Raw genomic sequence first — 23,369 nt, forward strand, 5'->3', positions numbered from 1 at the left:
ACTATATAATAACCGTACCATGGCATTTTACTTGGGATTATCCCTTCTGTCAAATACGAAAAGAGAACTGCAAAGCCGTGAAGCCCGGCGTATCCTGGGACTCCTCTCCGGACGGGAGCTTGACCCGGAATCGATAGGGCAGGAAACCGGAGGCCGGCCTTATTTTACCGACCGCCCGGGGGACTTCAACATATCCCATTCCAACCGGGCCGTGGCGGTGTCCCTGGTGTCCCAACGCCGCATTGGTTGTGACATTCAATACATCAATCCCCGGCAGGATCACCTCGGGGTAGCAAAAAAATTCTTCTTCCCCCGGGAACTGGAGTACATCGCCGCTGCTGCGGATACTGCGGAAAGGGCCCGGCGTTTCTGCAGCCTCTGGGTATTGAAAGAATCTTTTCTGAAACTCCGGGGGCTTTCGGTTTTCAATATGCTGAAAACACCGGAGTTTGTTATTGATGATCCGAATCCCCCCGGGCAAGCGCCCCTTGAATTCCGGCTCTGGCAATTCGGGAAAACCGAAGGTGAACAGTATATGCTTGCCCTTGCAAGGGAGAAGGCCCCTGGGGACGAGGTGGTTCAGGTACGGTGGTTTTCGGAAGAAACCCTGCCCTGCATCAGCATGGCGGAGATAAAAGCGGTGGTGAGCCCGGAAAACACCGTAAGCCCAAAGATATGAACCGGGGGAAAGGAGCTTAATACCAGGGCGCCGAAGGACAGTGCGGTGGTAAGGTACGAAAGGACGATAGCCCAAACCGTGAGGGTCCCGGTATTACTGTTCCGGCTTTCGGTCCGGTAGAACATATAATCCAGCCCCAGACCGAATACCAACACAATCCCTACCACCGAAAAAAAGCCCAGCGGTATGCCCGCCGCAGCAAGGACGCTCCCGGTCACCAGAACCGGCAACAAAGGCGCCGCGATGATCCGCAGGGCGTCCCGGCGGGGATAGAGGATGAGTACCGTTACGGCGATAACACCATAGGCGATGATAAGGAGGACCAGCATGATCCCCGTAAGGGTATCAAGGCCGGTTCCGATATCCTTCACCTTGTTTACAAAAAACACAAAATCAAACTCACCCCCAAGGGCGCGGAAGGGTTCCTCAACCGAAACATGGAGGGGCAGCACACAGGAATAGTACCGGCCCCCGACTTCACCTATCCAGAGATTTTCCAGTATTCCCGCAAGATACGGGGGAAGCCCGTCTACTTCACTGTAGCGGCCCGTCTTCTGTCTGAAGTCTTCACAGAACAGGATGGCGCCGGACCGGGGGAAACCCAGGTACTCAAACTGGGCCTCCGCCAGGGGGAGCAAGGACTTGGCGGCTTCGTAGTTTTGCTCCTGGGTTTTTACGGAAGGTACAAAGAGGGAAGAGGCCATATAGGATTTCAGGCTGCCCCGGGTGATTTCACGGTCCAGCCGGTTCCGCAGCAGCTCCTCATGCTCCAAAAGCTCCCCGGGGGTATCCCCGGATACGATGAAGTACCAGCCCGGGGAACCGATGTTCAGCACCGACGAGGCGATACGCTCGGATTCCAAAAGGGATGGGGATATGGTATAAAGCCCGGTGATATTATTTTCCACCCGGATCATGCTCCGGTTAAAGAAAAGGACAGCCAGAGATACGCAGAGAATGACCACGAGAATAGTTTTTCTGATGATACCGGAAAAGCGGCCCGGCTTGGGGAGAGCCGGCAGTTTCATGATCCGGTTTTCTTTCGCAGTAATACTGCCGAAACGGGGAAACAAACAGCTTACGGTTAAAAAGGAACTCAGCAGGCCGGCGGCGGAAAAAACCGCAAACTGCCTCAGGATACCAAAGGGGGCAAAGAGCAGGGCGATAAAACAGATCTCCGAAGAAACCAGGCTCATGGCAATTCCCCGGAGTATGCCGTTACGCTGGACAAGGTAGTGGATCGAATAGTCCACGCAGATCCCAATCAGGGTAGTACCGAACACAAAGGTGAGAACATGGATCTCCCGGAAAAACAGCAGGGCTGTCATGAGCGCCAGAAGTATCGAGATCCCTATGGCGGCCAGGGATGCCAGTACCGGCAGGGGGGAACGGAACACAAAGAGAAAAAGCAACGCCACCAAAACCAGGGTAACCGTGGAGATGAGGGATATTTCCCGCTGGGCGGAGGAGGAACTTTCGTAGCTGTGGAAGGGAATGCCGGAATATACAAAGCGCAGATCAGGATTTTCCGCTTCTATATCGGAAGCGATGGCGTAGATTTTCTGCACCCCGCTATCGGCATTGGTGATCGCCGCACCCCGGGGGCTTAATACGCCCCGGAGCATGACATACCAGGTTTCCCCCTGTTGGGCCGCAAGGACATCGTCCCTAAGGGACATGGTTCCCCCAGCGGACAGGGCTGTTGAAATAAAGCGCCGCAGCCCCCGGTCTGTAAGGAGGAATGGGTCCGTGTCCAAATTATCCAGGGTGGTAAAATTGAAAGCCCCAAAGGCGGAAGCCAGGGCGTCTTCGGCAATTATATGGGCCTGGCCGGATTCCAGCAGTTCCCGGCTTTCCCCGTCCAGCAGGGCGTAGCGGTAATCGTAGAGATACTGAAGGACCTGGTCCATCACACCCTGATCCACATACAGGGACAGGGATTCAAAGGCGGGGCCCTCAAGTCCTTGGTACAGTAATACTGCGGCCTCTTTTGCCCGCTCAAAATCCTGGGCCCCCGCAAGGATGTAAAAGCCCCGTGAACTGCGGTCTCCCAGGAGCCTGTCCGCGGCGGAAACCGGTTTAAGGGAAGCGGTGTCGGGGAGTATGCCCAGGAGGTCCAGATTTATCCCCACAGGTTTTTGTAAAAACACCGAAAACGCCAAGGCCAGGGCAATCCCCCCGTGGACTATAAGCCAGAGCCAGGGTTTGAGGAAACGGTCAGAGAGAAAAGAGGGCTTTTTCACCGGAATCTATCTCCTGGGGAAAGCTGTGGTTGGAAAGTTCATACCTGATACTGTCACCGTTCCGTTCCCGGAGGGTGATCCGGCGGATCACCGTATCACCTTCCATAATTATCCGGACCGCAAAGGTTTTAATGGAAGTTTCCGACGGGATGAGCCCCAGGGTCCACGAGCCGTTAGATTCGGTAAAATAATTTTCAAAATTATCAAGGAGCTTCCGGGAGTTGCCGGAAAAGACCGCACTAATGGTGTCGGACAAACGGAGGAAGATTTCATTCCCCGCAGCGTCCAGCCTGGTCTTCACCCCGGAGGGGGTAGACTGGACAAGGTAATCCCGGCCCACCGCCAGGGTTGAGGGAAAAGGGGAAAGGGTTTCCCAAACCATGCCCAGATCCGCAGTAATAATAAAATTACCCGAGGATACCAGAGAACGGTTAAGCCGGCTGATGGTTTTTTGCTGAACAAAGGTACCCTTAATCACCGGATGTTCCGCCAGGGTCGTACATACCCGGTCAAACCGGGGACGGGTTTCCGCATTCAGGGGGAAACGAAATACATCCTCCGCTGCGGTTTGAGCGCCCGGACTTTGGGGATGGAAAAAAAACAGGAGCAGGGCAAAACATAGCGGAAGGACGGCAAAATGCCGGGAGCCGTTTTTCACCCCTGCCCTTCCCCGTCACCGGCTTTTAACAGGGCTTCGACTTTTTCAATTAAAATCCCCGGACAAAGGAAACAGGAATCCGCCGCAGCGATATTGTAGGCCATCTGGGTACTCATCCCCTTGGTGGTAATTTTCCCGGTTAGGGCATTGGAAAGCTCGTACTTAATCCGCAGGCGGTTTTCGTACTCCTCCAAATAGGCCCTGGCCCGTACCCGGTCGCCAAACCGAAGGGGACGGACAAATTTCAGGGCTATATCGGTGACGGGAAAGGCATAACCGGACGCCTTCATTTCGACGTACCCGTACCCTATTTTGTTCAGCAGAGCGCGCCGGGCTTTTTCGAAATATTTTACATAGTTACCATGCCACACAACTTCCATGGGATCCACATCATAAAACTCCACGGAAAACTCAAGTTCCGCGCTTAAATCCTGGATCTTCATACCTTTACACCTTCACCCTTACCATCAAGGCCTTCCTTCCGGCGGCGGATTAAGCGGGGGAGCCGGGGGATCATGCCGAAGAAGCGCCGGGTAAACATCCAGCTTATGCGGATATTATCCCGCACCATATGAAAATTGGAAACCCCGTCCCGGGGGTAACCCACCGTAACGGGATGGAACAGCAGGGAAAATCCCTTCCAATAAAAAAGAATAAGTACCTCTATATCAAAGCCCATACGCTGATCGAGGTGATGACGCCGGCATATTTCCCAAAAGGGCTTTACAGGGTACACCCGGAACCCGCACATGGCATCGGTGATATCCCTCGAAAGGGTGAGTATTCCTACCCAGGTATTGGCGATCCTCCGGCCCTTACGCCGGCTCGCCGGGACGGATTCATCAAACTCCGGATAGCCGCAGATCAACGCCTCCGGGTGGAGCCGGGACTGTTCCAGAAAAAACCCGGCCCGGCTTATGTCATGCTGACCGTCGGCGTCGATCTGGAGTACATGGGTCAGCGCCAGTTCGTGGGCCTTTTCAATGCCCGCGGAAACAGCCGCCCCCTTGCCCCGGTTTTTCTCCAGGGTAAGCAGAACCGTTTCGGGAAAGTCGCCAGTAAGCTTGGCAAGGTACTTTTTTGTTTCACCATCACTGCCGTCATCTATCAGAATTATGGGAAGCCCAAAGGCGTATAGTTGTTCTACGATGGGCGCCAGGGTCCTGCCGTGGTTATATACGGGGATGAGAAACCCCGGTTTTATAGATTCGGGTTTCCCGGCGAACAAAGCCTGAATTTCATTCCGCTTCTTTTTTCCCTGGGCATCCAGGGGAAGGCTGTCCGGGTAGCGCCACTTTCTGGGTATCACCGTGTTTTCAAAAAAACCCCGGAGATATTCGTGAAAATACCGGTTTACAAGATATTTTTCGGTGGTACGGAATTTCTCCTGCCCTTCCCGGTTAAACACCAATGCTGCCCCAAGGTACTGCCGGTGATCCTCCAGGGGAACGACGCATACATCCGACACCAGGCCGGATTGGAGAAGCCGGCTTTCCAACTCCGGAAGGGAGATACGCTTCCCCTCAATCTTTACGATAGAATCCGCCCGGCCTTTGAGAATGAACCGGCCATCCTCAAGGATATCCGCCAGATCTCCGGTGGTGAACCCCGCAGTATCCTTAATGTAGGGAGATTGGATCACCAGGCAGCCCTCTTCGTTCAGCCTGACTTTGCAGTTATCAAAGGGGGTCCACTGAAGCCCGTCCCGGGACTGCCTATAGGCAATGCCGCTGGTTTCGGTACTGCCGTACACTTCCAGGGGCCAGAACCCAAAGACTTCATCGGTCCGCTTGGCAAGCTCCGGCAGAAGCACTCCCCCGGAGGTGAATATCCAGGGGGACCTGAGATTGAAGGACGGTGCATTTTCCCTTTCCACCGAACGCTTCAGGAAGGCCGGTACGGTGATAATCATATAGGAATCTTCGGGCCCCCCGGACCCGCCTGCAAGGGTTTCAAATTCTTCGGGGTATTCGATACGATTCCGTCTAAAGGGGACCGCGGTGGTAAAGGGCAGCAATATTGAAAAAAGGAGACCGTAGATATGGTGTTGGCTTACGGTGGAAACAAGTTTCCGTTTTTGGAATTCCTCCCCCCACTTGGAAAGGATGAAGACGTTATCGATTTCAAATTCCGTGAGCCGCTGCTGCACCACCTTGGGCCGGCCGGTGGTCCCGGATGTATACATCATAATTACTGTTTCATCGGCGATAATCACAGGCGGCGTCTCTGCGGCAAGTTTCGCCTCAAAGGGACCCGCCAAAAGCGCAGGGACATAGATGGTTTGCCCGGCCGGATCGCCTGCGGCACTGGGAATATCCTGATCCGTCAGGAAGGGGATGGGCGAAGCATCGGCTCCCCCGGCGCGGATCTCGGCGATATAGCCGGGCGAAATATTTGCGGTAAGCAGAATAGTTTTCCTGCACTGAAGCAGGGCAGTAAAGGCAATGAGAAAGTACCAGAGATCTTCGCAGTGGAGTATCCATTGGGGGGCGGCATCCGCTTCAATGATCCTGCGCATGGCCGCAGTTTCTCCAAGGAAGTCGGACCAGGTTTTATATGGACCACCCTGCCAGCTCCCTTCGTAACACAGGACCGTATCTCCGGGCCTGGAGGATGGGGTAAACCGGGACAGAGAAAAAGCCGTGGGTATATGGGTATCCGTCATTCCCGTATTATCCATTCCCCCATATTACCGCTAAGCAGGATGAATGTCAAATTGACAAAGACCACCTTACTCCCTATCATGGGAGAAGGTGGAACAAAAAAACTATACCATGGATACAATCCGGGTTTCACGGTTTTCCGCCTGGGCTCCCGGCATGGACAGCCAAGCCGCCTGGATGGAATGGGCCCGGGGTAAGCGGGAAATTACGCTCTCAAAGGACGCCCCTTCCCTGGACTATACGGAGCCGTTGTTCCGCCGCCGCTTAAGCCAGATCTCACGGATGTGTATCCAGGTTTTGCACGAGCTCCTGCCCTTGGGAGAGGGGATGAAAGTCTTCTTCCTCTCCTTCCGTGGAGAAATAAGCCAACAGTTTCGGATCAATAAGATGATTATCGAGGATGGATCGGTAATGCCCGCTGCTTTTTCCCTTTCGGTCTTCAATACTCCACCGGCTCTGGCCTCTATGGCTTTAAACCTTGGCGGGGGTTATTCCGCGGTCTACCCCTCGGGGGATCAATTTTACCCCGGCCTCCTGGCCGCCGCTGCCCCGGTTTTAACCGGTACAGCCGGGGAAACGGTCCTGGCCTACGCCGACGAACTGGTCCCGGCGGAATACGGTACGCTCCGTCCGCCTGAAGCGCGTCCCCTTGCCTTTGCGGTACTGTTCTCCCGTGACAGCCGCGGCGTCTCCCTGCCGGAAGAGCCCTTCGCCTCCCCCGAGGACTTCCTCCGATACCTGTATCTCAAGTCGGAGCTAAACGGTAATGGATGAAATGCCTCCTGTGGAAAACCGGCCTCTCTACGTATACCGGGTCCTCATGAAATGGCTTTCCTTTTTTATCTTTGGATTCAGTTCCGTATTGATAATGATTTTTGTTCTCCCGGTTTTACGGCTTACCCTGCATGGCCGGGAAGAATTCCAGAAATGCGCCCGCCGCTTTATCTCCGCATGCTTCCGTGTCTTTATCCGGTTCATGCATTTCCTAAGGGTAGTTGATATGGATCCCGGAGAAGCCGAACCGTTCCGGCGTCTTTCATCCAAAATCGTGGTGGCCAACCACCCTTCCATACTGGATGTGGTTATGCTTATCTCCCTGATCCCCAATGCGGACTGCATAGTCCGGGGAACCCTGACCCGGACCCTTGTGCGGGGCATAGTCCGGCAGCTATATATCCTCACCAGCCTAAACTTCCAGGATCTGCTCAAGGAATGTGTCGATTCTCTGAACCAGGGGAACTGTCTGATCATCTTCCCCGAAGGGACCCGGACTCCACGGTCCGGCAAGCTGGCGCTCAAGAAGGGCGCCGCCCGGATATCCCTCCTATCGGGATGCGGCGTTGTTCCGGTACATATCGGGGGAACCGATAAATACGGCCTGGGGAAAAAGGACCCCTGGACAGCCTATAATCACCGGGACCGGTATGTATACCGGATCCAAATGCTGGAGGAGTTATCCCCGGAAAAATACCGGGATCTGCCCAACCCCGTTGGAGTGCGGAATTTTCACCATGAGATTTGCTCTGTTCTTTTTGATCAGATTTGATGAGCTGACTAAACACCGTAACCGGGTAGGCGCTTCACACGCCCACCCATAAAAAATAACTAAAATTGCAGCGAATATGACAGATTTACCGCACGGACACCGTTATTATCCGGTATTAAGGCAATATGGATATGGTCTATCGGATTTTCCGATGCGTAATAGGTACCGTTCTTTTTTGCACGCGCCTTGTCATACTGGAAGGGGCGGATATGACCGTAGATCACAGAGGCTACTTCTAGTATAACCCCCTCTCCTGCTCCGCTTGCCATCAGTACCACACCGACTAGTCCTGTTCCCCCAACTATCAAGCCCCCTGCCCAGTCGCCCATTGTAAAGGACCCAAGGCCGTATATCCAGTTTAAGAATCCCGCGCCGACTTTCCGCCCGGTAGAATAATTCAGACCATGAGGATATTGCGTTGCGGATGTGTTGCCCCTCCCCGCCGGACTAGTCGGTGCGCCGGACATAAGCGTTGCGACCTGATTATCTTTCCGTACATTCGCCGAGGATAGTACCTGAATCGCCGCGCTGACCACTTCTATGGTTCTGAACCGGAGGCGATAAGAATTGCCCATATCTTCAAGCGAGCCGGAAATAATTGACTGGGCGCCGAGTTTCATACCGATTTCCTGGGCGGAAGCGTCACTAACCTCGCCTGACATCTGGAAGTTCATTTCCTGCTGGATAAGGGAAAGATTTTGCCGGTCAACAACGGTAATTTTCCCGTTGTTGACAAGGACGGTCATAAGTTCATCAAGCACGTAATTTGAAAACCGTTCTGTAGGCGCTTTAAAGTTGAGTACCACAACTTTTACCCCTTTGACCAGTTTGTTCTCAATATCCTGCGCGCCGCTCTTGATTGCGTCATCAAGAGAAACTGCCTGCTGTGCATACACAAGATTCGTCATTGCACAAAGAATCAATACAAAAAATCCAAGGCTCCTTTTCATGATACACTCCTAATCCAAAAATAACTGTATTACAATTATTCAACTGTATTTGGACCATTTTATGGATAAAAATAAGAAAATGTCAACTGTAATACAGTTATTTCAATGAAATAATGTGTATTAGTGTTAGGGGAAAGCAGATACTTTATATTTACTGTATGACCCATTTTCAGGAGATATTTATCAAAAATCTTCGTTTTTTCCGAAAAAAAAAGGGAATAAGCCAGCTTGCGTTTTCAGAAATGATAGATATTTCGCCAAATTACCTCAATGCAGTGGAGAATGGGAAAAATTTCCCCTCCCCGGAGGTGATTCAGGCTATTTCAGATGCCCTGGAGGTCTTTCCTTTTCAGTTGTTTCTTGAAAAACCGTTGGAAATGAAGGCTAAGGACCCCCACGAGAAGGAACTGATGGTTCAGGAACTGGTACAGATCAAGGGAAAATTGAACAAAGTGATCGATGATACTATTCAAAAATATAACTAAATGAGAAATTAGAGTATATTGTTATGTGTTATGCCGCATTAGATACAAAAATATACAGAATGTTCTGTCTTTTATCCGGGTTTTTAGCAGCCCTGTGTATCCTCTTCTCCGGCTGTCAAACCTTGAACCGGACCAACAAACAGATTCCTATGCCCGACAAGCTGGTCATTTTTACTTTTGACGATGGACCCAATGCCCATGCGGACACCACCGCCCGGCTCCTGGAGGTATTGGGGAAGTACCATATCCGGGGAATGTTTGCCCTGCTGGGAGAGAATGTCGAACACAACCCGGAACTGGCAAAACGCATCCATGACGAAGGGCATTACCTTATCAATCACGGATACGGCGATGCCTGGGCGGTCAACTTGAGCCGGAAAAAATTTTCCGACAACCTTATCCGGGGGGAATCCGCTATATCCGAGGCGCTGGAAGAAGATCTGCGTCCCCTGCTCTACCGTCCCCATGGCGGCTTCTATACAACAAAGCACCTCCGGCTCTGGGAAGATGCGGGGTACCGAATGATACCGGCGACCGCCCGCGCCTACGATGCTGTTCTTAAGGAATCCCAAAAAGCTACAGTCCGGCGGAGGATACTTAGGGCTCTGAAAAAACAGGGGGGAGGACTTATTTTACTCCACGACGCCCGGGATTCCCATATTATTATGGAAGAAAACCTCGCCCGTAACCCCAACTGTACCTATAACCGGAGCTGGATACCCGAATTCGTGGAAGAACTTATTCTCTATCTGGAAAAACAGGGCTATGTACTACGGGGCTTTGATATTCCGGAGGTCTTAAATTTTTATACCGAATCTGCTATAGTAGAGATGTATGGAGGATCATAATGGCAAGTAATACGGAAGCTCCTTCCGGTCACGTAAGCTGCCCCCACTGCGGAACAGTGGTGGATATCGAAACTTTTCGGAAAGCCCACAGGGTTTGCGGGAAGTGCAATTACCACACCCGTCTGAACTGGCAGGAACGGCTTGAATGCACCGCGGACGAGGGCAGCTTTAAGGAGCTTGATGCAGGGATGGAGTCAAAAAACCCCATTGGGTTTCCCGACTATGAAAGCAAAATCGGCGCCCTGCAGAAAAGTTGTAATACTAAAGAAGCGGTGGTTACCGGGGAGTGTACCATCCAGGGCTACCCTGCGGTGATAGGCATCATGGACAGCTATTTTATGATGGGCAGCATGGGCAGCGTGGTGGGAGAAAAAATCACCCGAGCCCTAGAATACGGAACCGCGAAAAAATTACCGGTAATCATCTTTACCACCTCCGGGGGCGCCCGTATGCAGGAGGGGATCTACTCCCTGATGCAGATGGCCAAGACCTCCGGCGCTGTTGCCCGGCATAACGAAGCGGGGCAGCTCTACATATCGGTGATCACCGACCCAACCACCGGCGGGGTTACGGCGTCCTTCGCCACCCTGGGGGATATCATCATCGCCGAACCGGGCGCCCTGATAGGCTTTGCGGGGAAGCGGGTTATCCAGGATACCATAGGCCAGAAGCTCCCCGAACGGTTCCAGACCGCAGAGTTTGTGCAGGAACACGGGTTTACGGATATCATCGTTCCCCGGAACGAGATGCGGGAAGTATTGGCGCGGTTCCTGAAGATGCATCAAAGAAAGGAGGCGGTATAATGGCCCTTACGGTTGTACGGCGCTTAGAATTACTCCGGGGTCTTGGACGGCCCACGGTAAACGATTATATTCCCCTGATCTTCCGGGAGTTTACCGAACTCCACGGGGACCGCTACTATGCGGATGACCCGGCCATAGTAGGCGGCCTTGCCTACTTTGACGGAAAACCGGTAACGGTTATCGGCCAGGTCCGGGCCCGGGATATCGAAGAATTCAAACGGGTAAACTTTTCCATGCCCCATCCCGAGGGTTACCGCAAGGCCCTGCGCCTGGTAAAGCAGGCGGAAAAATTCCACCGTCCGGTAATCACCTTTATTGATACCCCCGGCGCCTTCTGCGGCATCGGCGCGGAGGAACGGGGACAGGGTGAAGCCATAGCCCGAAACCTTCAGGAATTTATGGGAACCAAAACCCCGATCATCGCGGTGGTCCTGGGAGAAGGCGGTTCCGGCGGCGCCCTGGCATTGGGGGTCTGCGACGATCTGGCCATGCTGGAAAACTCCCTCTACTCGGTCATCTCCCCACGGGGGTTCGCATCAATACTGTGGAAGGACGGTGAGCGGGAAAAAGAAGCGGCGGAACTGATGAAGATCTGCGCTGAGGATCTTCACTCCTTCGGCATTTGTGATAGGGTGATCGCCGAACCCGCCGATGGCGCCCGGAGCGATATTAAGCTTACGGCGAAAAATATTGCCGATTATCTGCTGGAAGCGGTGAAGAAGTATGCCGCTCTGGATACCCCTACCCTGTTGGAAAAGCGGTACCAGAAGTTCAGGGTGATTGGCGAATTTAAAGAATAATTTTCAGAAAAGCTCAGAACGAAGATACCCCGACGCTGTTTGCGGCGGGGTTTTTCATTCGAGGATAGTGATTTCGACCCGGCGGTTGAGTCTGCGGCCTTCGTCGTTTGAGTTATCCCCGATAGGCTTTGTACCGCCCCAGCCTTTATAGATAAACCGTTCCGCAGGGATTCCCCGGCTGGTTAGTTCGTTCACCATACGCCTGGCCCGCTGGACCGAAAGTTCCATTTCGCCGGTGGGCCTTCCTATTGCGGCGGTATGTCCTTCCACCAGGAACATCCGGTCCGGGGTTTCTTTTAATACCCGGGCTATCATGTCCAGCCGGGGACGTTCGGCGGGAAGCATTTCGTCCGAATCCGGTTGAAAGCGGATATCCTTAATCGTTAGCTTAACCCCTTCGGGGACGGCGGCCATATCGATGCCCGATTCGGTGATCCGATCACCGCCTGAATCGGTGGTTCTACCACCACCTGAATCAGTGGTCTTATTAGTACCCGAATCGGTGGTCCTATTATCACCCGGAGCGACAGTCCTGTCACCACCCGAATCGGCAGGCCGGGCTCGTTCTTTGGCGGTCACGGCGGTAATCAGGGCTTCCCGGTCCAGGGGGACAAGCCCATCGCCAAAGGTCAGGGTAAAGCCCCGGAAACGGATGGTGGAACCGGAGTCTCCGCCCCGGGCGGAACCCCTCGGCCAGGAATAGGTCTCGTCCAGGTTGTCCCGCATCATCAGGGGGATACCATCGGAAACCCGGAGCAGGATATCCACATTATGGGTACCTTCAAGCCGAAAATCCTGGGTTTGAGATGATCCCTCGAAGGAATTCGATCCTTCATAACGGGAAGCATATTTTGCAAAGATCCGGTGTACCGGGATATTCCGGTAGTCTTCGATTCCCCGGTACTCATACTCCGCAATCAGGGGCACCACCACAGGCTTTCCTTCGTTCAGGGGGTCCACCGCCCGTTTGCCCCGGGCAACCCATTTTTCGCCGGGGCGTATCGCGTCCGGGGGAAAGGCCGGGAAATTCCGGAACGCCGGGAAGCCCCGGTCATTATCAATAACAAGCCCCTTTTCACCCTCAACACGAAAACTAACGGGGATTACATCATCCACCGCCCGGGCGCTCTGACGCATATCCCGGAGGGTTTCCTCCATAACAAAAAAGTTACCCCGGTATTGATATCCCGTTCCGCCCCGATTCTGGGGAATAATAGAGGCCCGGACTTCCCGGTATACATGGCCGATATATTTTCCATTGTCGTAACGGGACCAATCGGATCGTTCAACAATGGAATAGGGACCCTGGGTTCCCTGGGACAGCCGCACCGCAGCGCCGGCCTCCTGCGGGGAGACAGGCAGGAGAGGAATGAGAAGGAGGGTCATCAACAATATATAATCCCTGGGCTCTATTTTCCTCATACGTATAATCACGGCAATTTTACCGGTAAAAATAACGACTTTTAGAGAAAAACCGTCTCCGGAACATTGAAACCGGAACCGGGCAGGGATACAATGATTTTTATGGAGAAACCAAGCGAAGATCTAAGCGGCATGGGAGCCGCGGACGCCAAAGAATATATCTTCCATTATATAACCACACTAAAACTTACCGAAAAAAAACATGCGGAATTGAAGGGGGAGCATGAAAAATGGCTGTCCCGCCTTAGCTTGGCCCAATCCAGGGGCGCAGAGGATCTAATCCTGGCGGCTCAGACTGAAGCGGACAAGGCGCAGGAAGAACTATCCGCCATAGAAGCGGAAATTACGGACCTAAGGAGCCAAATAGGGCGTATGCGGGAGCAGCTTCCCGGATTAGCGGCCCGGGAGCGGAGTATCGACCCGGATCTCCTTGAACAGGAATTGCTGATTGCCCTGGGCGGGACACCGGGGGAAGAAATCAAGCCGGATACGGAACGCCAATTTCAGATAGCGGAAGCCGACGCCGCCCTGGAAGCCCTGAAAGCTAAGATGAACGGCGAAGGGCAGCCATGAGCGCCGGACGCCGCGTCCCCCTGCTTCCCGAAAGGCCGCGTCCCCTGGTCTTTGCCCACCGCGGCTGTTCTTCCCTGGCGCCGGAAAATACCATGGCCTCCTTCCGAAAGGCCCGTGAGCTGGGCGCGCCGGGCTTGGAACTGGATGTCCATGCCTGCGGCGCGGGAAGCTCCGGAGTAAGCTCCTTTGGCGAATTGGTGGTGGCCCACGATGATACCTTTGAACGAACCGCCTCCCCGGAGCATAACGGCGAGGGCAAGGATATCGAAGCGCTTACCCTGGCAGAGATTCGCCGTATCGATGTGGGGTCCTTCTTCGACCCCGCTTTTTCGGGGGAACACCCGCCCCTTTTAGAGGAAGTGCTGGAAGAATTTTGCCCCGATATGTATATCGATATAGAACTCAAGAGCCGGAGAACCCGGAACGATCTGCTTCCCGGTCTGGTAGCGGCAAAACTCAAATCCCTTGGGGACCGGGTCAAGGGCGCAGTAACCCTGTCGTCCTTTAACCCCTTCTGCCTTGCCGCCTTCAAACGGCTCTGTCCCCAATTCCCCACCGCCCTCATCTGGAGCGCCAGTTTCGAGGTACCACTTATACTGCGCCATGGCTTGGGACGTTTCTTTGCCCACTGCGACTATGTTAAACCGGTTCACACCCAGGTTAACCCCCTGCGCTATTTCCAAATGGATAAACTGGAAGGCCTGCCTATTGTACCCTGGACCATAGACGATCCCGCCCTCGCCGGGCATCTGCTGAACCTGGGCTGCCAAGGGATTATTACGAACCGGCCCCAGGATATGAAGGACCTTCTGCCATGAAACAGCCCGGTGCGCAGAAAGATTCGCTGCAAAAAACGAAAGAGGGGGAGTCCCGGGCGCTTTTACGCCACGGTTCGGCCCTGTCCATCCTCACCCTGGGTTCCCGTATTCTGGGGCTGCTCCGGGAAATGACCAAGGCAAGCCTCTTGGGGACCAGCGCCTTGTCCGACGCCTTCTCGGTGGCCTTCATGATCCCCAACCTCTTCCGGCGGCTCTTTGCGGAAGGTTCCATCGCGGTGGCCTTTATCCCTACCTTCAAAGAATATCTCCTGGAGGACAATCGAGAAAAAATCCGGGACTTCCTTTCCTGTATTTTTACCTTTTTAACATTCTTCGTAACCCTGGCGGTGATCGCCGGCATCCTGGTAACCCCTTGGGTGGTGTCCGTCTTCGGCATGGAGGAATTTGACGAAACAGTCTTTCTAACCCGGCTGATGTTCCCCTTCCTGGGCTTTATCTCCATAGCCGCCCTTTTTCAGGGTATCCTGAACAGCGTCCGGGTTTTCGCCCCATCGGGGTTGGCGCCGATACTGCTCAACCTGGTAATCATACTCTGCGCCTACGGCCTCGGCGGCCTTACCGCAAACCCCGCCCGGGCCATGGCTATGGGCGTCATCATCGGGGGCTTTTTGGAAGCCGCCATCCAGCTCCCCTTCGTCCTTAAGCGGGGCTTCCCGTTCTTTTTTACCGGCCTGAAACGGGCGATCAAACACCCCGGTACCCGAAAGGTACTGCGGCTTATCGGGCCCACCATCGTCGGTATGGCGGCCTACCAGCTCAACGATCTGGTATCCACCGCCCTGGCGGGTAATGCCGGGGAAGGGGTAGTTTCAAGCCTCCAGTATTCTCTGCGGCTCCAGGAACTGATCCTGGGGGTCTTCGCCGTATCCATCGGCACAGTATTACTGCCGGATCTGTCGGAGTACGCCAAATCCTCCCGCTGGGAACTCTACAATGGCCGGCTGGTATCCGCCATGGATATCATCGCCCTGATCTCCATCCCTATCACCTTCTTTTCCCTCTCCCAGGGGGAAACCATGATACGGCTCCTCTTCCAAAGCCGCAGTTTTGATGAGCGATCCGTGGCCCTCACCCTGTCCGCCTTTCGTTTCCACATGCCCGGCCTTTTCTTTATCGCCCTGAACCGCATCCTGGCGCCGGCCTTCTACGCCCAGAGCGATTCCAAATCCCCCACCCTGGCGGGGATCATCTCCTTCGCCGTAAACATGGGCCTGGCGGCCCTCCTGGTGGGCCCCCTCAAAGGCGCCGGAGTCGCCCTGGCCCTGACCCTGGCCAGCGTGGTCAACACCGCCCTCCTCCTGGCCTTCCTCCGCCGCAACCCCCGGGTAACCATAGACAAGGCCCTCCCCGCCGCCCTGATCTACGCAGTAAAACTAATCCTCTTTTCCTGCATCGCCGCCGTTCCGATCCTCGCCCTGTCCCCCCGGCTCCTCCATCTTTTCGCCGGCCGGGGCCGCATCATCGCCTACGGCATCCCCCTGGCCATCAACGCCGCCATCTTCGGCGCCGTGGGAATAGTTCTTCTGGTGATAAGCCGGGACAAACAGATCCGGGGGATACGGAATATGCTGAGAAAGGCAAAAGGAGGGTAGGAACCGCAAAGGCGCGCAAAGGCGAAAAAGGGAAATAGGAAGACATAAATGAGGAAAATAATTATTCGGCAATATCCTCTCTGCGGATTTCAAGCTTTAAGCCGTTTGTTTTATCCGGAATTATATGAACCCTTGTCGGAATATGGGATGATTCAAAAGTAGTAAATAAACAAAGAATGACGGAATTAAAAAATTCTCCCGGATCGGACTGAACAATAATGACAGGCCGTGCCTTGCTGGCATACTCTCCGTCCCGAAGAGACCATATTTCACCACGCTTCATGTATCATTTTCTTTGAAAGGCGGGTGGCGAATTCGGTCGCCTCATTTTCATCGCTGAACGCTTCTATTTCATCGACACAAGGACATTCCAGTATGTTTATTGCGATTCTGGCTTTGCCGGCAGGAATTTGAGACGGCAAATCAATATAAATGCGGCGGCTGGCAGGTATCTCAATAGTCTGCTCTATGGTCATGACTTACCTCTTGTCTATTACTATACTATCCAAATAACAAAAGAACAAGGGTTTTTACCCGTTCTGACCTTGCCGGCCCCCTTACTTGGTCACCACCCGGCAGAAGCGCTTTTTCCCCGCCCGAAGCAGCAACTCCCCGGCGCCGTCCAGCGCATCGGCTTTGATAAGGGCTGCCACATCGGTAGCCGCCGTTAGTGAAGCTGTGCTGCCGTCACGGGAAACAAAGGCCCCGCCCTGCTGCACCAGGCGGCGGGCTTCGCTTTTGGTGGGGACTAAAGCGGCGTCGGTGAAGAGGTCCACCACATTGTAACCCGCCTGGAACTTCGCCAGAGGCAGGGTGACACTGGGCATGGCTTCCCGGTCTCCGCCGCCGCCGAAGGCAGCACGGGCGCCGGACATGGCTTTGTCCGCCTCGTCCTTGCCGTGGATGAGGGCCGTCACTTCCCAGGCGAGGCGTTCCTTGCCTTCGTTGGGGTTTTTGCCGGCCGCAGTAATGCTGTCAATTTCGGCGGCCGGGAGGAAGGTGAACATCAGGAGGAAACGGCGGAGGTCGGCGTCCTGGATGTTGCGCCAGTATTGGAAAAATTCGTAGGGGCTGGTGATAGCAGGGTCAAGGAAGATGGCGCCCTTTTCGGTTTTGCCCATTTTTTTGCCGTCCGCGGTGGTCACCAGGGGGAAGGTCATGCCGAAAACCTCGGCGCCCTCGATACGGCGGATAAGGTCCGCCCCGGCCACGATATTGCCCCACTGGTCGTCTCCGCCTATCTGGAGGCGGTTGCCGTAGCGGCGGTACAGTTCCAGGAAATCGTAGCTTTGGAGGAGCTGGTAGTTAAATTCGATAAAGGAAAGGCCGGTTTCCATCCGCAGTTTATAGGCTTCAAAGCTGAGCATACGGTTCACCGAAAAATGGCTGCCGATTTCCCGGAGAAAGTCGATGTAGTTCAGGTCCGCCAGCCAGTCCTTGTTGTTGGCCGTCCGGGCTCTGTCCCCATCAAAGCCCAGGAACTTGTCCAACTGGGCGGCGATACAAGCGGCGTTGGCGTCGAGCTGCTCGTAGCTCAGCATCTTCCGCATCTCGGTCTTCCCCGAGGGGTCCCCGATCCGGGCGGTTCCCCCGCCGATTAGGGCTATGCCCTTATGTCCCGCCGCCATGAGGTGGCGAAACGCAAAAAACGGCACCATGTGGCCGATGTGCAGGCTCGGACCCGTGGGATCGCAGCCCACGTAAAAAGTTACCGGCCCCTGGTCCATAAGCTTTGAAAGGGCGTCCGGGTCGGTACACTGCTGGAAAAGTCCGCGGGTTTTAAGGTTCTCAAGCGCTTGATTCATGCCGCACAGTATAGCCTGTTTTTTGTAAGTACTTCAACTCTGCGTTTAATAAGGGTTCATTGCCATATGGGTCTTTCCTTAATTATTTGATTGCATTATCACACATTGTACACTAAAATACTAAAAGCCACTGACAGGCAGAGTTGAAGAGAGGTGTCTATGGAGTTTGACTACGGTGTCATCGATGAGGTTATCGATGAATGGGGAGCCGCGCCCAATGCGATAATTCCGGTCCTGCAGGGTGTGCAGGAGAAGTACAATTACCTGCCCCCGGAGATTTTTCCCTATATTGCGGAAAAACTCGGGGTAAGCGAAGCCCGGATCTTCGGTGTGGCTACCTTTTTTGAAAACTTTTCCCTGGATCCTAAGGGGAAGTTCATCATCAAGGTCTGCGACGGTACGGCCTGCCATGTGCGGAAATCCCTGCCCAACCTGGAACGGCTCCGCAAGGAACTGGGGCTTTCTGAAAAAAAGATAACCACCGGGGATCTGGGCTTTACGGTCCAAACCGTGGCCTGCCTGGGCGCTTGCAGCCTGGGGCCGGCGCTGACGGTGAATAACAAGGTATATGCCAATATGACTCCCGAAAAGGTGAGCGCCCTGCTGGAAGAACTCCGGGGGCAACTTGCAACGGAGTTTCCTGCACAGGTTGCAGCGGGGGTGGCGGAATGAAACTAGCCACCAGAGAAGCCCTGCAACAGGTCAGGGAAACCTATAAGAAAGCCTTAGATGCGGAAAAACGGCGGATCTTCGTATGCGCCGGGACGGGGTGTATCGCCTCGGGCTCCATCGCGGTCTACGATAAGCTGGTTGAAATAATCAAAGCAAAGAATCTCCCCTGTTCGGTGGAGTTGAAGGAAGAACCGGGGCATCCTGCGGGGCTTAAAAAGAGCGGCTGCCACGGCCTGTGCGACCAGGGTCCCCTCATCCTGGTTGAACCCGAGGGCTGGCTTTACACTAAGGTCAAACCGGAGGACGCCGGGGAAATCGTTGAGAAGACCATTTCTGCGGGCAAGCTGGTGGAACGGTTGGTGTATCAGAAGGACGGAAAGGGGATTCCCCAAAAGGCTGAGATACCCTTCTATAAGAAACAGACCCGGGTGGTCCTGGGAGACTGCGGTGAAATAAACGCCGAATCGATCAAGGAGTACCTTGCCATTGGGGGGTACAGCGCCTTTGAGAAGGCGCTCTTTGACATGACCCAGGAGCAGATCATCGGCGAGGTGACGGAGTCTAATATCCGTGGCCGGGGGGGCGCGGGCTTCCCCACGGGGATTAAGTGGAACCAGGTGCAGCGCCAGAAGAACACCCCGAAATACGTGGTGTGTAACGGCGACGAGGGAGACCCCGGGGCCTTTATGGACCAGAGCGTCATGGAGGGGGTTCCCCACCAGATGATCGAGGGTATGCTTATCGCGGCCCGGGCGGCGGGCTGTACCGAAGGGTACATCTACGTCCGGGCGGAGTATCCCCAGGCGGTAAGCCGGCTGCGTATCGCCATAGCCCAGGCCCGGGAGTTCGGCCTGTTGGGTGACAACATCCTGGGGTCGGGTTTCAGCTTTACGTTAAAGATATTCCGTGGGGCCGGAGCTTTTGTCTGCGGTGAAGGCAGCGCCCTAACCGCTTCGATAGAAGGCAAGCGGGGAATGCCCCGGGTTAAGCGGTTCCGTACCGTGGAACAGGGGCTGTTTGAAAAGCCCACCCTGCTCAATAACGTGGAAACCTTTGCCAATATCCCGCTGATTATCCAGAAGGGGGCGGCCTGGTACAAGGGCATAGGCCCCGCGGGCAGTCCGGGAACCAAGACTTTCGCCCTTACGGGGGATATCGTAAACACGGGGCTTATTGAAGTGCCCATGGGAACATCCCTGCGGGAGGTTATCTTCGACATAGGCGGGGGCATTAGGAACGGTGCGGAGTTTAAGGCGGTCCAGATAGGCGGACCTTCCGGTGGCTGCCTTACCGCGAAGGACCTGGAACTGCCCATGGACTTCGACTCCCTCAAGGCGGCGGGGGCCATTATCGGCTCCGGCGGTCTGGTGGTGATGAACTCCGGTACCTGTATGGTGGAGATAGCCCGGTTCTTCATGAACTTTACCCAGAACGAATCCTGCGGGAAGTGTATCCCCTGCCGGGAGGGAACGAAGCGTATGCTGGAAATCCTGGAACGGATCGTGGTGGGCCTGGGTAAGGAGGGGGACATAGAGCTCCTGGAAGAACTGGCGGACACCATTGCTGCGACCGCCCTCTGCGGGCTGGGAAAGACTGCGCCCTTCCCGGTTATCAGTACTATCAAGAATTTCCGCTCCGAATACGAGGCGCATATCCGGGATAAGCACTGTCCCGCCGGGAGCTGCCAGAAGTTGAAGGTGATCACCATAGATCCCGGAGCCTGTAAGGGCTGTACGAAATGTGCGAAGGGCTGTCCCGTGGGCGCGATAAACGGTTCGCCGAAGAGCATCCACGAGATCGATCAGAGCAAGTGTATCAAGTGCGGCGCCTGCGTAAGCGCCTGTCCCTTCGGCGCAGTCAAGGAGGCAAGCTAAAATGGCTACCAGAGAATTCATGACCATAGACGGAGTCCCCGTGGAAATTGCGGGGGAGAAAAATATTTTGGAACTGATCCGCAAGGCGGGGATAGACATGCCCGCCTTCTGTTACAATTCGGATCTGTCCGTATACGGCGCCTGCCGCATGTGTATGGTGGAGATTGAGGGTAGCGGCCTTGACTCGTCCTGCTCCTCCATTCCCAAGCCGGGTATGGTGATACGCACCAACACGAAGCGGCTGCGGAATTACCGGAAGAACATTCTGGAACTGCTCCTGGCGAATCACTGCCGGGACTGTACCACCTGTGAGAAGAGCAAAAACTGCAAGCTCCAGGAACTGGCCCTGCGCTTTGACCTTGGGGATGTGCGGTTCCCCAACACCAATGCGGAGCACCGGCTGGACGAATCATCCCTGTGTATCATCCGTGACGAAAGTAAATGCATACTCTGCGGTGACTGCATCCGCATGTGTAACGAAGTGCAGGCCGTGGGGGCCATCGACTTTGCCGGCCGCGGCGCCAAGATGCGGGTAAGCCCGGTTTTCGGCGAACCCATCGGGGGATCACCCTGCGTGGGCTGCGGGCAGTGCGCAGCGGTGTGTCCCACCGGGGCCATCACCGTGAGGAACGATACCGACAAGATCTGGGCAGCCCTGGATGACAGAAACACTAAAGTTACGGTCCAGATAGCCCCGGCGGTGCGGGTGGCGGTTACCAAGGAATTCGGTTTTGCCCGGCGGGAAAACGCCATCGGCCTTATCGTGGCGGCGCTGCGCCGCATGGGCTTTGACGAGATCTACGATACGGCGACCGGCGCGGACATTACGGTGTTGGAGGAGGCAAACGAATTCCTCAAGCGTATTGAGAATGGGGAGGGTGGGGGGATGCCTCTTTTTACGTCCTGTTGTCCGGCCTGGATACAGTTTGCGGAAAAGAATTACCCCGAACTGCTGCCCCATATATCGAGCTGCCGTTCTCCCATGCAGATGTTTGCGGCGGTGATACGGGAAGAATCAAACCTTGCAACGAGCAAACCCCATGTGCATGTGGCGGTGATGCCCTGTACGGCGAAGAAGTTCGAGGCGGCCCGGGATGAGTTTAAGGTCAAGGGGAAACCACAGGTAGATTATGTGATCACCACCCAGGAGCTGATCAAGATGATCCGGGAATCGGGGATTGTCATGGCTACCCTGCAGCCTGAGGCGGTGGATATGCCCTTTGGTACCATATCCGGAGCCGGGGTTATCTTCGGAGTTTCCGGTGGTGTTACCGAAGCGGTACTCCGCCGGGTGACCACGGACAAATCCGCAGGAACCCTCATGGCCTTAGGCTGGACCGGGGTGCGCGGCATGGAGGGACTGAAGACCACGACCATCCCCTTTGGGGACAAGCAGCTGAAAATAGCAATGGTGAGCGGCCTGAAAAATACGGCGGACCTAATTGCGAAGATAAAGTCCGGGGAGGAACACTACGACTTTGTGGAAGTTATGTCCTGCCCCGGAGGCTGTGTTTCAGGCGGCGGCCAGCCCGTGGTTGGCTGGGAGGAAAAGCTGTCCCGGGGGCAGGGGCTGTACGCGGCGGATAAGCTTTGTAACGTCAAGCGGTCCGAGGAGAATCCCCTGATGATAGAGCTCTACGGCGGCCTGCTTAAGGGCAAGGTTCACGAACTGCTCCACGTAGATTATCTGCATAAGGAGGCCCACCATGCTTGAGTTAAACGTTTGTATCGGAACTTCCTGCCACATCAAGGGCGCTTACAATGTAATTCAGACTTTTCAACAGATGATCGAAGAAAAAAAACTCCACGATAAAATCAACTTCAAGTCCAGTTTCTGTATGAAAGAGTGCGCCAAGCCCGGCGTGTCGGTCTCCGTGGGCGGCGAGAAGCGCCGTGTTCCGGCGGAGGAGGCCCGGGAGTTTTTCAACACCGTGGTGATTGGGAAGATATAAGAGCGGGGCCGCAGTCTGTATTTTGTATGATTTATTTTTTCTAAAACCTTTACCTAAAAACTCTGATATGGTATAAATAATTATGAATATAGCCAATGACCGGGTGATTAGTCTCAACTACACCCTTACCAATGCCCAAAACCAGATCCTCGACAGTACCGGCCCGGAGCCTTTTTTGTACCTCCATGGTCACCAAAACATCATCCCCGGCCTGGAAAAAGCCCTGGATGGTAAAGCCCCGGGGGATAGCTTCAAAATAAGCATCCCCGCCGCCGATGCCTACGGGGAACGGAACGACAAACTCATCGCCACTGTCCCCATGGACCGTTTTAGCGGAGTGGATACCGTTAAGGAAGGGATGCAATTCCACGCAGAAACCCCGGACGGTGAACTCCAGATGGTTACCGTAACCAAGATTGAAGGAAATACCGTCACCATCGACGGGAATCACCCCATGGCGGGCCTCGATCTTAACTTCGATGTTTCGGTACTGGATGTACGAGAAGCCACCGAAGAAGAGCTAGAACACGGCCATGTCCACTCCCACAGCCACGAAGGTTGTGACGACGCGGACTGTGAAAGCTGCCACGACTGTTGCTAAACAGAAAAGAATATGCCCTTTTAACTTCGTTTGGGGTCCCACAAGAAGTAGGAAGAAGAATTTTACCGCAAAGGACACTAAGGACAGAAAGGGGAAGAGAAATAGCAGGAAAAAACTGCCAGAAAAGTACCGGATTGTGTCTATGATCTTTTCCTATTCATCTTTGTGTCCCTTTGTGGTGCTATATTCCCCCCATACGTACCGCACTCTGTTGACAGGAGCTGTATATATGGTATTCTGGGATGGCCGGGTCAAAAAGACCTGCCCCAAAGGTCCCCGTAGGGGGCCAAACCGGTAATTTAAAAGGAGCCCCCCCATGAAAACGTATCCTGTCAAACGGTTTGTCATAATTCCTTATGACACA

24 protein-coding genes are annotated in these 23,369 nt (G+C 54.5%); 15 read left to right on the forward strand and 9 right to left on the reverse strand.

Features of this window, described 5'->3' with window-relative positions:
- Positions 1-19: 19 nt before the first annotated feature.
- Positions 20-679, forward strand: coding sequence for a 4'-phosphopantetheinyl transferase family protein (locus LQZ19_RS13915; protein ID WP_411048283.1), 660 nt, complete (start codon positions 20-22; stop codon positions 677-679).
- Here the strand turns inward: LQZ19_RS13915 and LQZ19_RS13920 are convergent.
- Genes LQZ19_RS13920 through LQZ19_RS13935 form a run of 4 tightly spaced genes read right to left on the reverse strand, consistent with a single transcriptional unit; the run spans position 580 to position 6,245 of the window.
- Positions 580-2,922 (reverse strand): MMPL family transporter, encoded by a 2,343-nt coding sequence (locus tag LQZ19_RS13920; protein ID WP_411048284.1) that lies wholly within the window; start codon positions 2,920-2,922, stop codon positions 580-582. The genes LQZ19_RS13915 and LQZ19_RS13920 overlap by 100 nt on opposite strands.
- The gene (locus LQZ19_RS13925; RefSeq protein WP_411048285.1) at positions 2,897-3,580 is read right to left on the reverse strand and encodes an outer membrane lipoprotein carrier protein LolA; all 684 of its coding nucleotides are present in this window, start codon (positions 3,578-3,580) and stop codon (positions 2,897-2,899) included. The genes LQZ19_RS13920 and LQZ19_RS13925 overlap by 26 nt, the downstream gene beginning before the upstream one ends.
- A complete protein-coding gene (locus LQZ19_RS13930) occupies positions 3,577-4,023 on the reverse strand; it encodes an acyl-CoA thioesterase (protein WP_411048286.1) in 447 nt (148 codons plus the stop codon). The genes LQZ19_RS13925 and LQZ19_RS13930 overlap by 4 nt, the downstream gene beginning before the upstream one ends.
- Positions 4,020-6,245 carry an AMP-binding protein gene (locus LQZ19_RS13935; protein WP_411048287.1) on the reverse strand — a complete coding sequence of 742 codons (2,226 nt, stop codon included), beginning with the start codon at positions 6,243-6,245 and terminating at the stop codon, positions 4,020-4,022. The genes LQZ19_RS13930 and LQZ19_RS13935 overlap by 4 nt, the downstream gene beginning before the upstream one ends.
- A gap of 88 nt (positions 6,246-6,333) precedes the next feature.
- Between LQZ19_RS13935 and LQZ19_RS13940 the strand changes: the two genes are divergently transcribed.
- Positions 6,334-7,017: a beta-ketoacyl synthase chain length factor gene (locus LQZ19_RS13940; protein ID WP_411048288.1), complete on the forward strand. Its 684-nt coding sequence runs from the start codon at positions 6,334-6,336 to the stop codon at positions 7,015-7,017.
- A complete protein-coding gene (locus tag LQZ19_RS13945; RefSeq protein ID WP_411048289.1) occupies positions 7,010-7,789 on the forward strand; it encodes a lysophospholipid acyltransferase family protein in 780 nt (259 codons plus the stop codon). Before LQZ19_RS13940 ends, LQZ19_RS13945 begins: the two co-directional genes overlap by 8 nt.
- A gap of 59 nt (positions 7,790-7,848) precedes the next feature.
- On the opposite strand, the gene LQZ19_RS13950 is transcribed toward LQZ19_RS13945, so the two are convergent.
- The gene (locus LQZ19_RS13950; protein ID WP_411048290.1) at positions 7,849-8,739 is read right to left on the reverse strand and encodes a CsgG/HfaB family protein; all 891 of its coding nucleotides are present in this window, start codon (positions 8,737-8,739) and stop codon (positions 7,849-7,851) included.
- Between the two features lie 158 nt (positions 8,740-8,897).
- Here LQZ19_RS13950 and LQZ19_RS13955 point away from each other — a divergent pair, with 158 nt between their 5' ends.
- From LQZ19_RS13955 to LQZ19_RS13970, 4 genes are read left to right on the forward strand one after another with little or no spacing between them, the layout of a single operon-like run.
- Positions 8,898-9,224, forward strand: coding sequence for a helix-turn-helix domain-containing protein (locus LQZ19_RS13955; RefSeq protein ID WP_411048291.1), 327 nt, complete (start codon positions 8,898-8,900; stop codon positions 9,222-9,224).
- A gap of 59 nt (positions 9,225-9,283) precedes the next feature.
- Entirely contained in the window at positions 9,284-10,072 is a 789-nt protein-coding gene (locus LQZ19_RS13960) for a polysaccharide deacetylase family protein (RefSeq protein WP_411048292.1), read from the forward strand.
- Entirely contained in the window at positions 10,072-10,875 is an 804-nt protein-coding gene (gene accD / locus LQZ19_RS13965) for an acetyl-CoA carboxylase, carboxyltransferase subunit beta (protein WP_411048293.1), read from the forward strand. The genes LQZ19_RS13960 and accD overlap by 1 nt, the downstream gene beginning before the upstream one ends.
- Positions 10,875-11,675, forward strand: a complete 801-nt coding sequence (locus LQZ19_RS13970; protein WP_411048294.1) for an acetyl-CoA carboxylase carboxyltransferase subunit alpha — start codon at positions 10,875-10,877, stop codon at positions 11,673-11,675. Before accD ends, LQZ19_RS13970 begins: the two co-directional genes overlap by 1 nt.
- 54 nt (positions 11,676-11,729) lie before the next feature.
- Here the strand turns inward: LQZ19_RS13970 and LQZ19_RS13975 are convergent, their stop codons facing one another.
- Positions 11,730-13,061 carry an OmpA family protein gene (locus LQZ19_RS13975; RefSeq protein ID WP_411048295.1) on the reverse strand — a complete coding sequence of 444 codons (1,332 nt, stop codon included), beginning with the start codon at positions 13,059-13,061 and terminating at the stop codon, positions 11,730-11,732.
- A gap of 138 nt (positions 13,062-13,199) precedes the next feature.
- Between LQZ19_RS13975 and LQZ19_RS13980 the strand changes: the two genes are divergently transcribed.
- The 3 genes from LQZ19_RS13980 to murJ are packed head-to-tail and all read left to right on the forward strand — an operon-like array spanning position 13,200 to position 16,101.
- A complete protein-coding gene (locus LQZ19_RS13980) occupies positions 13,200-13,670 on the forward strand; it encodes a PspA/IM30 family protein (protein ID WP_411048296.1) in 471 nt (156 codons plus the stop codon).
- Positions 13,667-14,488 carry a glycerophosphodiester phosphodiesterase gene (locus LQZ19_RS13985; protein ID WP_411048297.1) on the forward strand — a complete coding sequence of 274 codons (822 nt, stop codon included), beginning with the start codon at positions 13,667-13,669 and terminating at the stop codon, positions 14,486-14,488. The genes LQZ19_RS13980 and LQZ19_RS13985 overlap by 4 nt, the downstream gene beginning before the upstream one ends.
- Positions 14,485-16,101 (forward strand): murein biosynthesis integral membrane protein MurJ, encoded by a 1,617-nt coding sequence (gene murJ, locus LQZ19_RS13990; protein ID WP_411048298.1) that lies wholly within the window; start codon positions 14,485-14,487, stop codon positions 16,099-16,101. The genes LQZ19_RS13985 and murJ overlap by 4 nt, the downstream gene beginning before the upstream one ends.
- A gap of 61 nt (positions 16,102-16,162) precedes the next feature.
- On the opposite strand, the gene LQZ19_RS13995 is transcribed toward murJ, so the two are convergent.
- The 3 genes from LQZ19_RS13995 to tyrS all read right to left on the reverse strand — a co-directional run bounded on the left by LQZ19_RS13995 (position 16,163) and on the right by tyrS (position 17,906).
- Complete coding sequence (locus LQZ19_RS13995) at positions 16,163-16,384, reverse strand: type II toxin-antitoxin system PemK/MazF family toxin (RefSeq protein WP_411048299.1); 222 nt, start codon at positions 16,382-16,384, stop codon at positions 16,163-16,165.
- On the reverse strand, positions 16,371-16,577 hold the full coding sequence (locus tag LQZ19_RS14000) for a hypothetical protein (RefSeq protein ID WP_411048300.1): 207 nt from the start codon (positions 16,575-16,577) through the stop codon (positions 16,371-16,373). Before LQZ19_RS14000 ends, LQZ19_RS13995 begins: the two co-directional genes overlap by 14 nt.
- Before the next feature lie 81 nt (positions 16,578-16,658).
- Positions 16,659-17,906, reverse strand: a complete 1,248-nt coding sequence (tyrS, locus tag LQZ19_RS14005) for a tyrosine--tRNA ligase (RefSeq protein ID WP_411048301.1) — start codon at positions 17,904-17,906, stop codon at positions 16,659-16,661.
- Positions 17,907-18,065: 159 nt separating this feature from the next.
- Between tyrS and LQZ19_RS14010 the strand changes: the two genes are divergently transcribed.
- The 5 genes from LQZ19_RS14010 to LQZ19_RS14030 all read left to right on the forward strand — a co-directional run bounded on the left by LQZ19_RS14010 (position 18,066) and on the right by LQZ19_RS14030 (position 23,005).
- Positions 18,066-18,578, forward strand: coding sequence for an NADH-quinone oxidoreductase subunit NuoE family protein (locus LQZ19_RS14010; protein ID WP_411048302.1), 513 nt, complete (start codon positions 18,066-18,068; stop codon positions 18,576-18,578).
- Complete coding sequence (locus LQZ19_RS14015; protein WP_411048303.1) at positions 18,575-20,452, forward strand: NADH-ubiquinone oxidoreductase-F iron-sulfur binding region domain-containing protein; 1,878 nt, start codon at positions 18,575-18,577, stop codon at positions 20,450-20,452. The genes LQZ19_RS14010 and LQZ19_RS14015 overlap by 4 nt, the downstream gene beginning before the upstream one ends.
- A 1-nt stretch (position 20,453) precedes the next feature.
- Positions 20,454-22,166 carry a [FeFe] hydrogenase, group A gene (locus LQZ19_RS14020; RefSeq protein ID WP_411048304.1) on the forward strand — a complete coding sequence of 571 codons (1,713 nt, stop codon included), beginning with the start codon at positions 20,454-20,456 and terminating at the stop codon, positions 22,164-22,166.
- The gene (locus tag LQZ19_RS14025; protein ID WP_411048305.1) at positions 22,159-22,404 is read left to right on the forward strand and encodes a (2Fe-2S) ferredoxin domain-containing protein; all 246 of its coding nucleotides are present in this window, start codon (positions 22,159-22,161) and stop codon (positions 22,402-22,404) included. Before LQZ19_RS14020 ends, LQZ19_RS14025 begins: the two co-directional genes overlap by 8 nt.
- Positions 22,405-22,486: 82 nt before the next feature.
- Positions 22,487-23,005 (forward strand): FKBP-type peptidyl-prolyl cis-trans isomerase, encoded by a 519-nt coding sequence (locus LQZ19_RS14030; RefSeq protein ID WP_411048306.1) that lies wholly within the window; start codon positions 22,487-22,489, stop codon positions 23,003-23,005.
- Positions 23,006-23,369 lie beyond the last annotated feature (364 nt).

Source organism: Treponema primitia, from assembly GCF_046533075.1.
Taxonomy (GTDB): Bacteria; Spirochaetota; Spirochaetia; order Treponematales; family Breznakiellaceae; genus Termitinema; species Termitinema primitia_B.

Bases quoted from the DNA above. Each gene is read 5' to 3' on its own strand.
- LQZ19_RS13915 (WP_411048283.1), top strand. From the start codon at position 20: ATGGCATTTTACTTGGGATTATCCCTTCTGTCAAATACGAAAAGAGAA.
- LQZ19_RS13930 (WP_411048286.1), bottom strand. From the start codon at position 4,023: ATGAAGATCCAGGATTTAAGCGCGGAACTTGAGTTTTCCGTGGAGTTT.
- LQZ19_RS13935 (WP_411048287.1), bottom strand. From the start codon at position 6,245: ATGACGGATACCCATATACCCACGGCTTTTTCTCTGTCCCGGTTTACC.
- LQZ19_RS13945 (WP_411048289.1), top strand. From the start codon at position 7,010: ATGGATGAAATGCCTCCTGTGGAAAACCGGCCTCTCTACGTATACCGG.
- LQZ19_RS13950 (WP_411048290.1), bottom strand. From the start codon at position 8,739: ATGAAAAGGAGCCTTGGATTTTTTGTATTGATTCTTTGTGCAATGACG.
- LQZ19_RS13955 (WP_411048291.1), top strand. From the start codon at position 8,898: ATGACCCATTTTCAGGAGATATTTATCAAAAATCTTCGTTTTTTCCGA.
- LQZ19_RS13960 (WP_411048292.1), top strand. From the start codon at position 9,284: ATGTTCTGTCTTTTATCCGGGTTTTTAGCAGCCCTGTGTATCCTCTTC.
- accD (WP_411048293.1), top strand. From the start codon at position 10,072: ATGGCAAGTAATACGGAAGCTCCTTCCGGTCACGTAAGCTGCCCCCAC.
- LQZ19_RS13970 (WP_411048294.1), top strand. From the start codon at position 10,875: ATGGCCCTTACGGTTGTACGGCGCTTAGAATTACTCCGGGGTCTTGGA.
- LQZ19_RS13975 (WP_411048295.1), bottom strand. From the start codon at position 13,061: ATGACCCTCCTTCTCATTCCTCTCCTGCCTGTCTCCCCGCAGGAGGCC.
- LQZ19_RS13980 (WP_411048296.1), top strand. From the start codon at position 13,200: ATGGAGAAACCAAGCGAAGATCTAAGCGGCATGGGAGCCGCGGACGCC.
- LQZ19_RS13985 (WP_411048297.1), top strand. From the start codon at position 13,667: ATGAGCGCCGGACGCCGCGTCCCCCTGCTTCCCGAAAGGCCGCGTCCC.
- murJ (WP_411048298.1), top strand. From the start codon at position 14,485: ATGAAACAGCCCGGTGCGCAGAAAGATTCGCTGCAAAAAACGAAAGAG.
- LQZ19_RS13995 (WP_411048299.1), bottom strand. From the start codon at position 16,384: ATGAAGCGTGGTGAAATATGGTCTCTTCGGGACGGAGAGTATGCCAGC.
- LQZ19_RS14000 (WP_411048300.1), bottom strand. From the start codon at position 16,577: ATGACCATAGAGCAGACTATTGAGATACCTGCCAGCCGCCGCATTTAT.
- tyrS (WP_411048301.1), bottom strand. From the start codon at position 17,906: ATGAATCAAGCGCTTGAGAACCTTAAAACCCGCGGACTTTTCCAGCAG.
- LQZ19_RS14010 (WP_411048302.1), top strand. From the start codon at position 18,066: ATGGAGTTTGACTACGGTGTCATCGATGAGGTTATCGATGAATGGGGA.
- LQZ19_RS14015 (WP_411048303.1), top strand. From the start codon at position 18,575: ATGAAACTAGCCACCAGAGAAGCCCTGCAACAGGTCAGGGAAACCTAT.
- LQZ19_RS14020 (WP_411048304.1), top strand. From the start codon at position 20,454: ATGGCTACCAGAGAATTCATGACCATAGACGGAGTCCCCGTGGAAATT.
- LQZ19_RS14025 (WP_411048305.1), top strand. From the start codon at position 22,159: ATGCTTGAGTTAAACGTTTGTATCGGAACTTCCTGCCACATCAAGGGC.
- LQZ19_RS14030 (WP_411048306.1), top strand. From the start codon at position 22,487: ATGAATATAGCCAATGACCGGGTGATTAGTCTCAACTACACCCTTACC.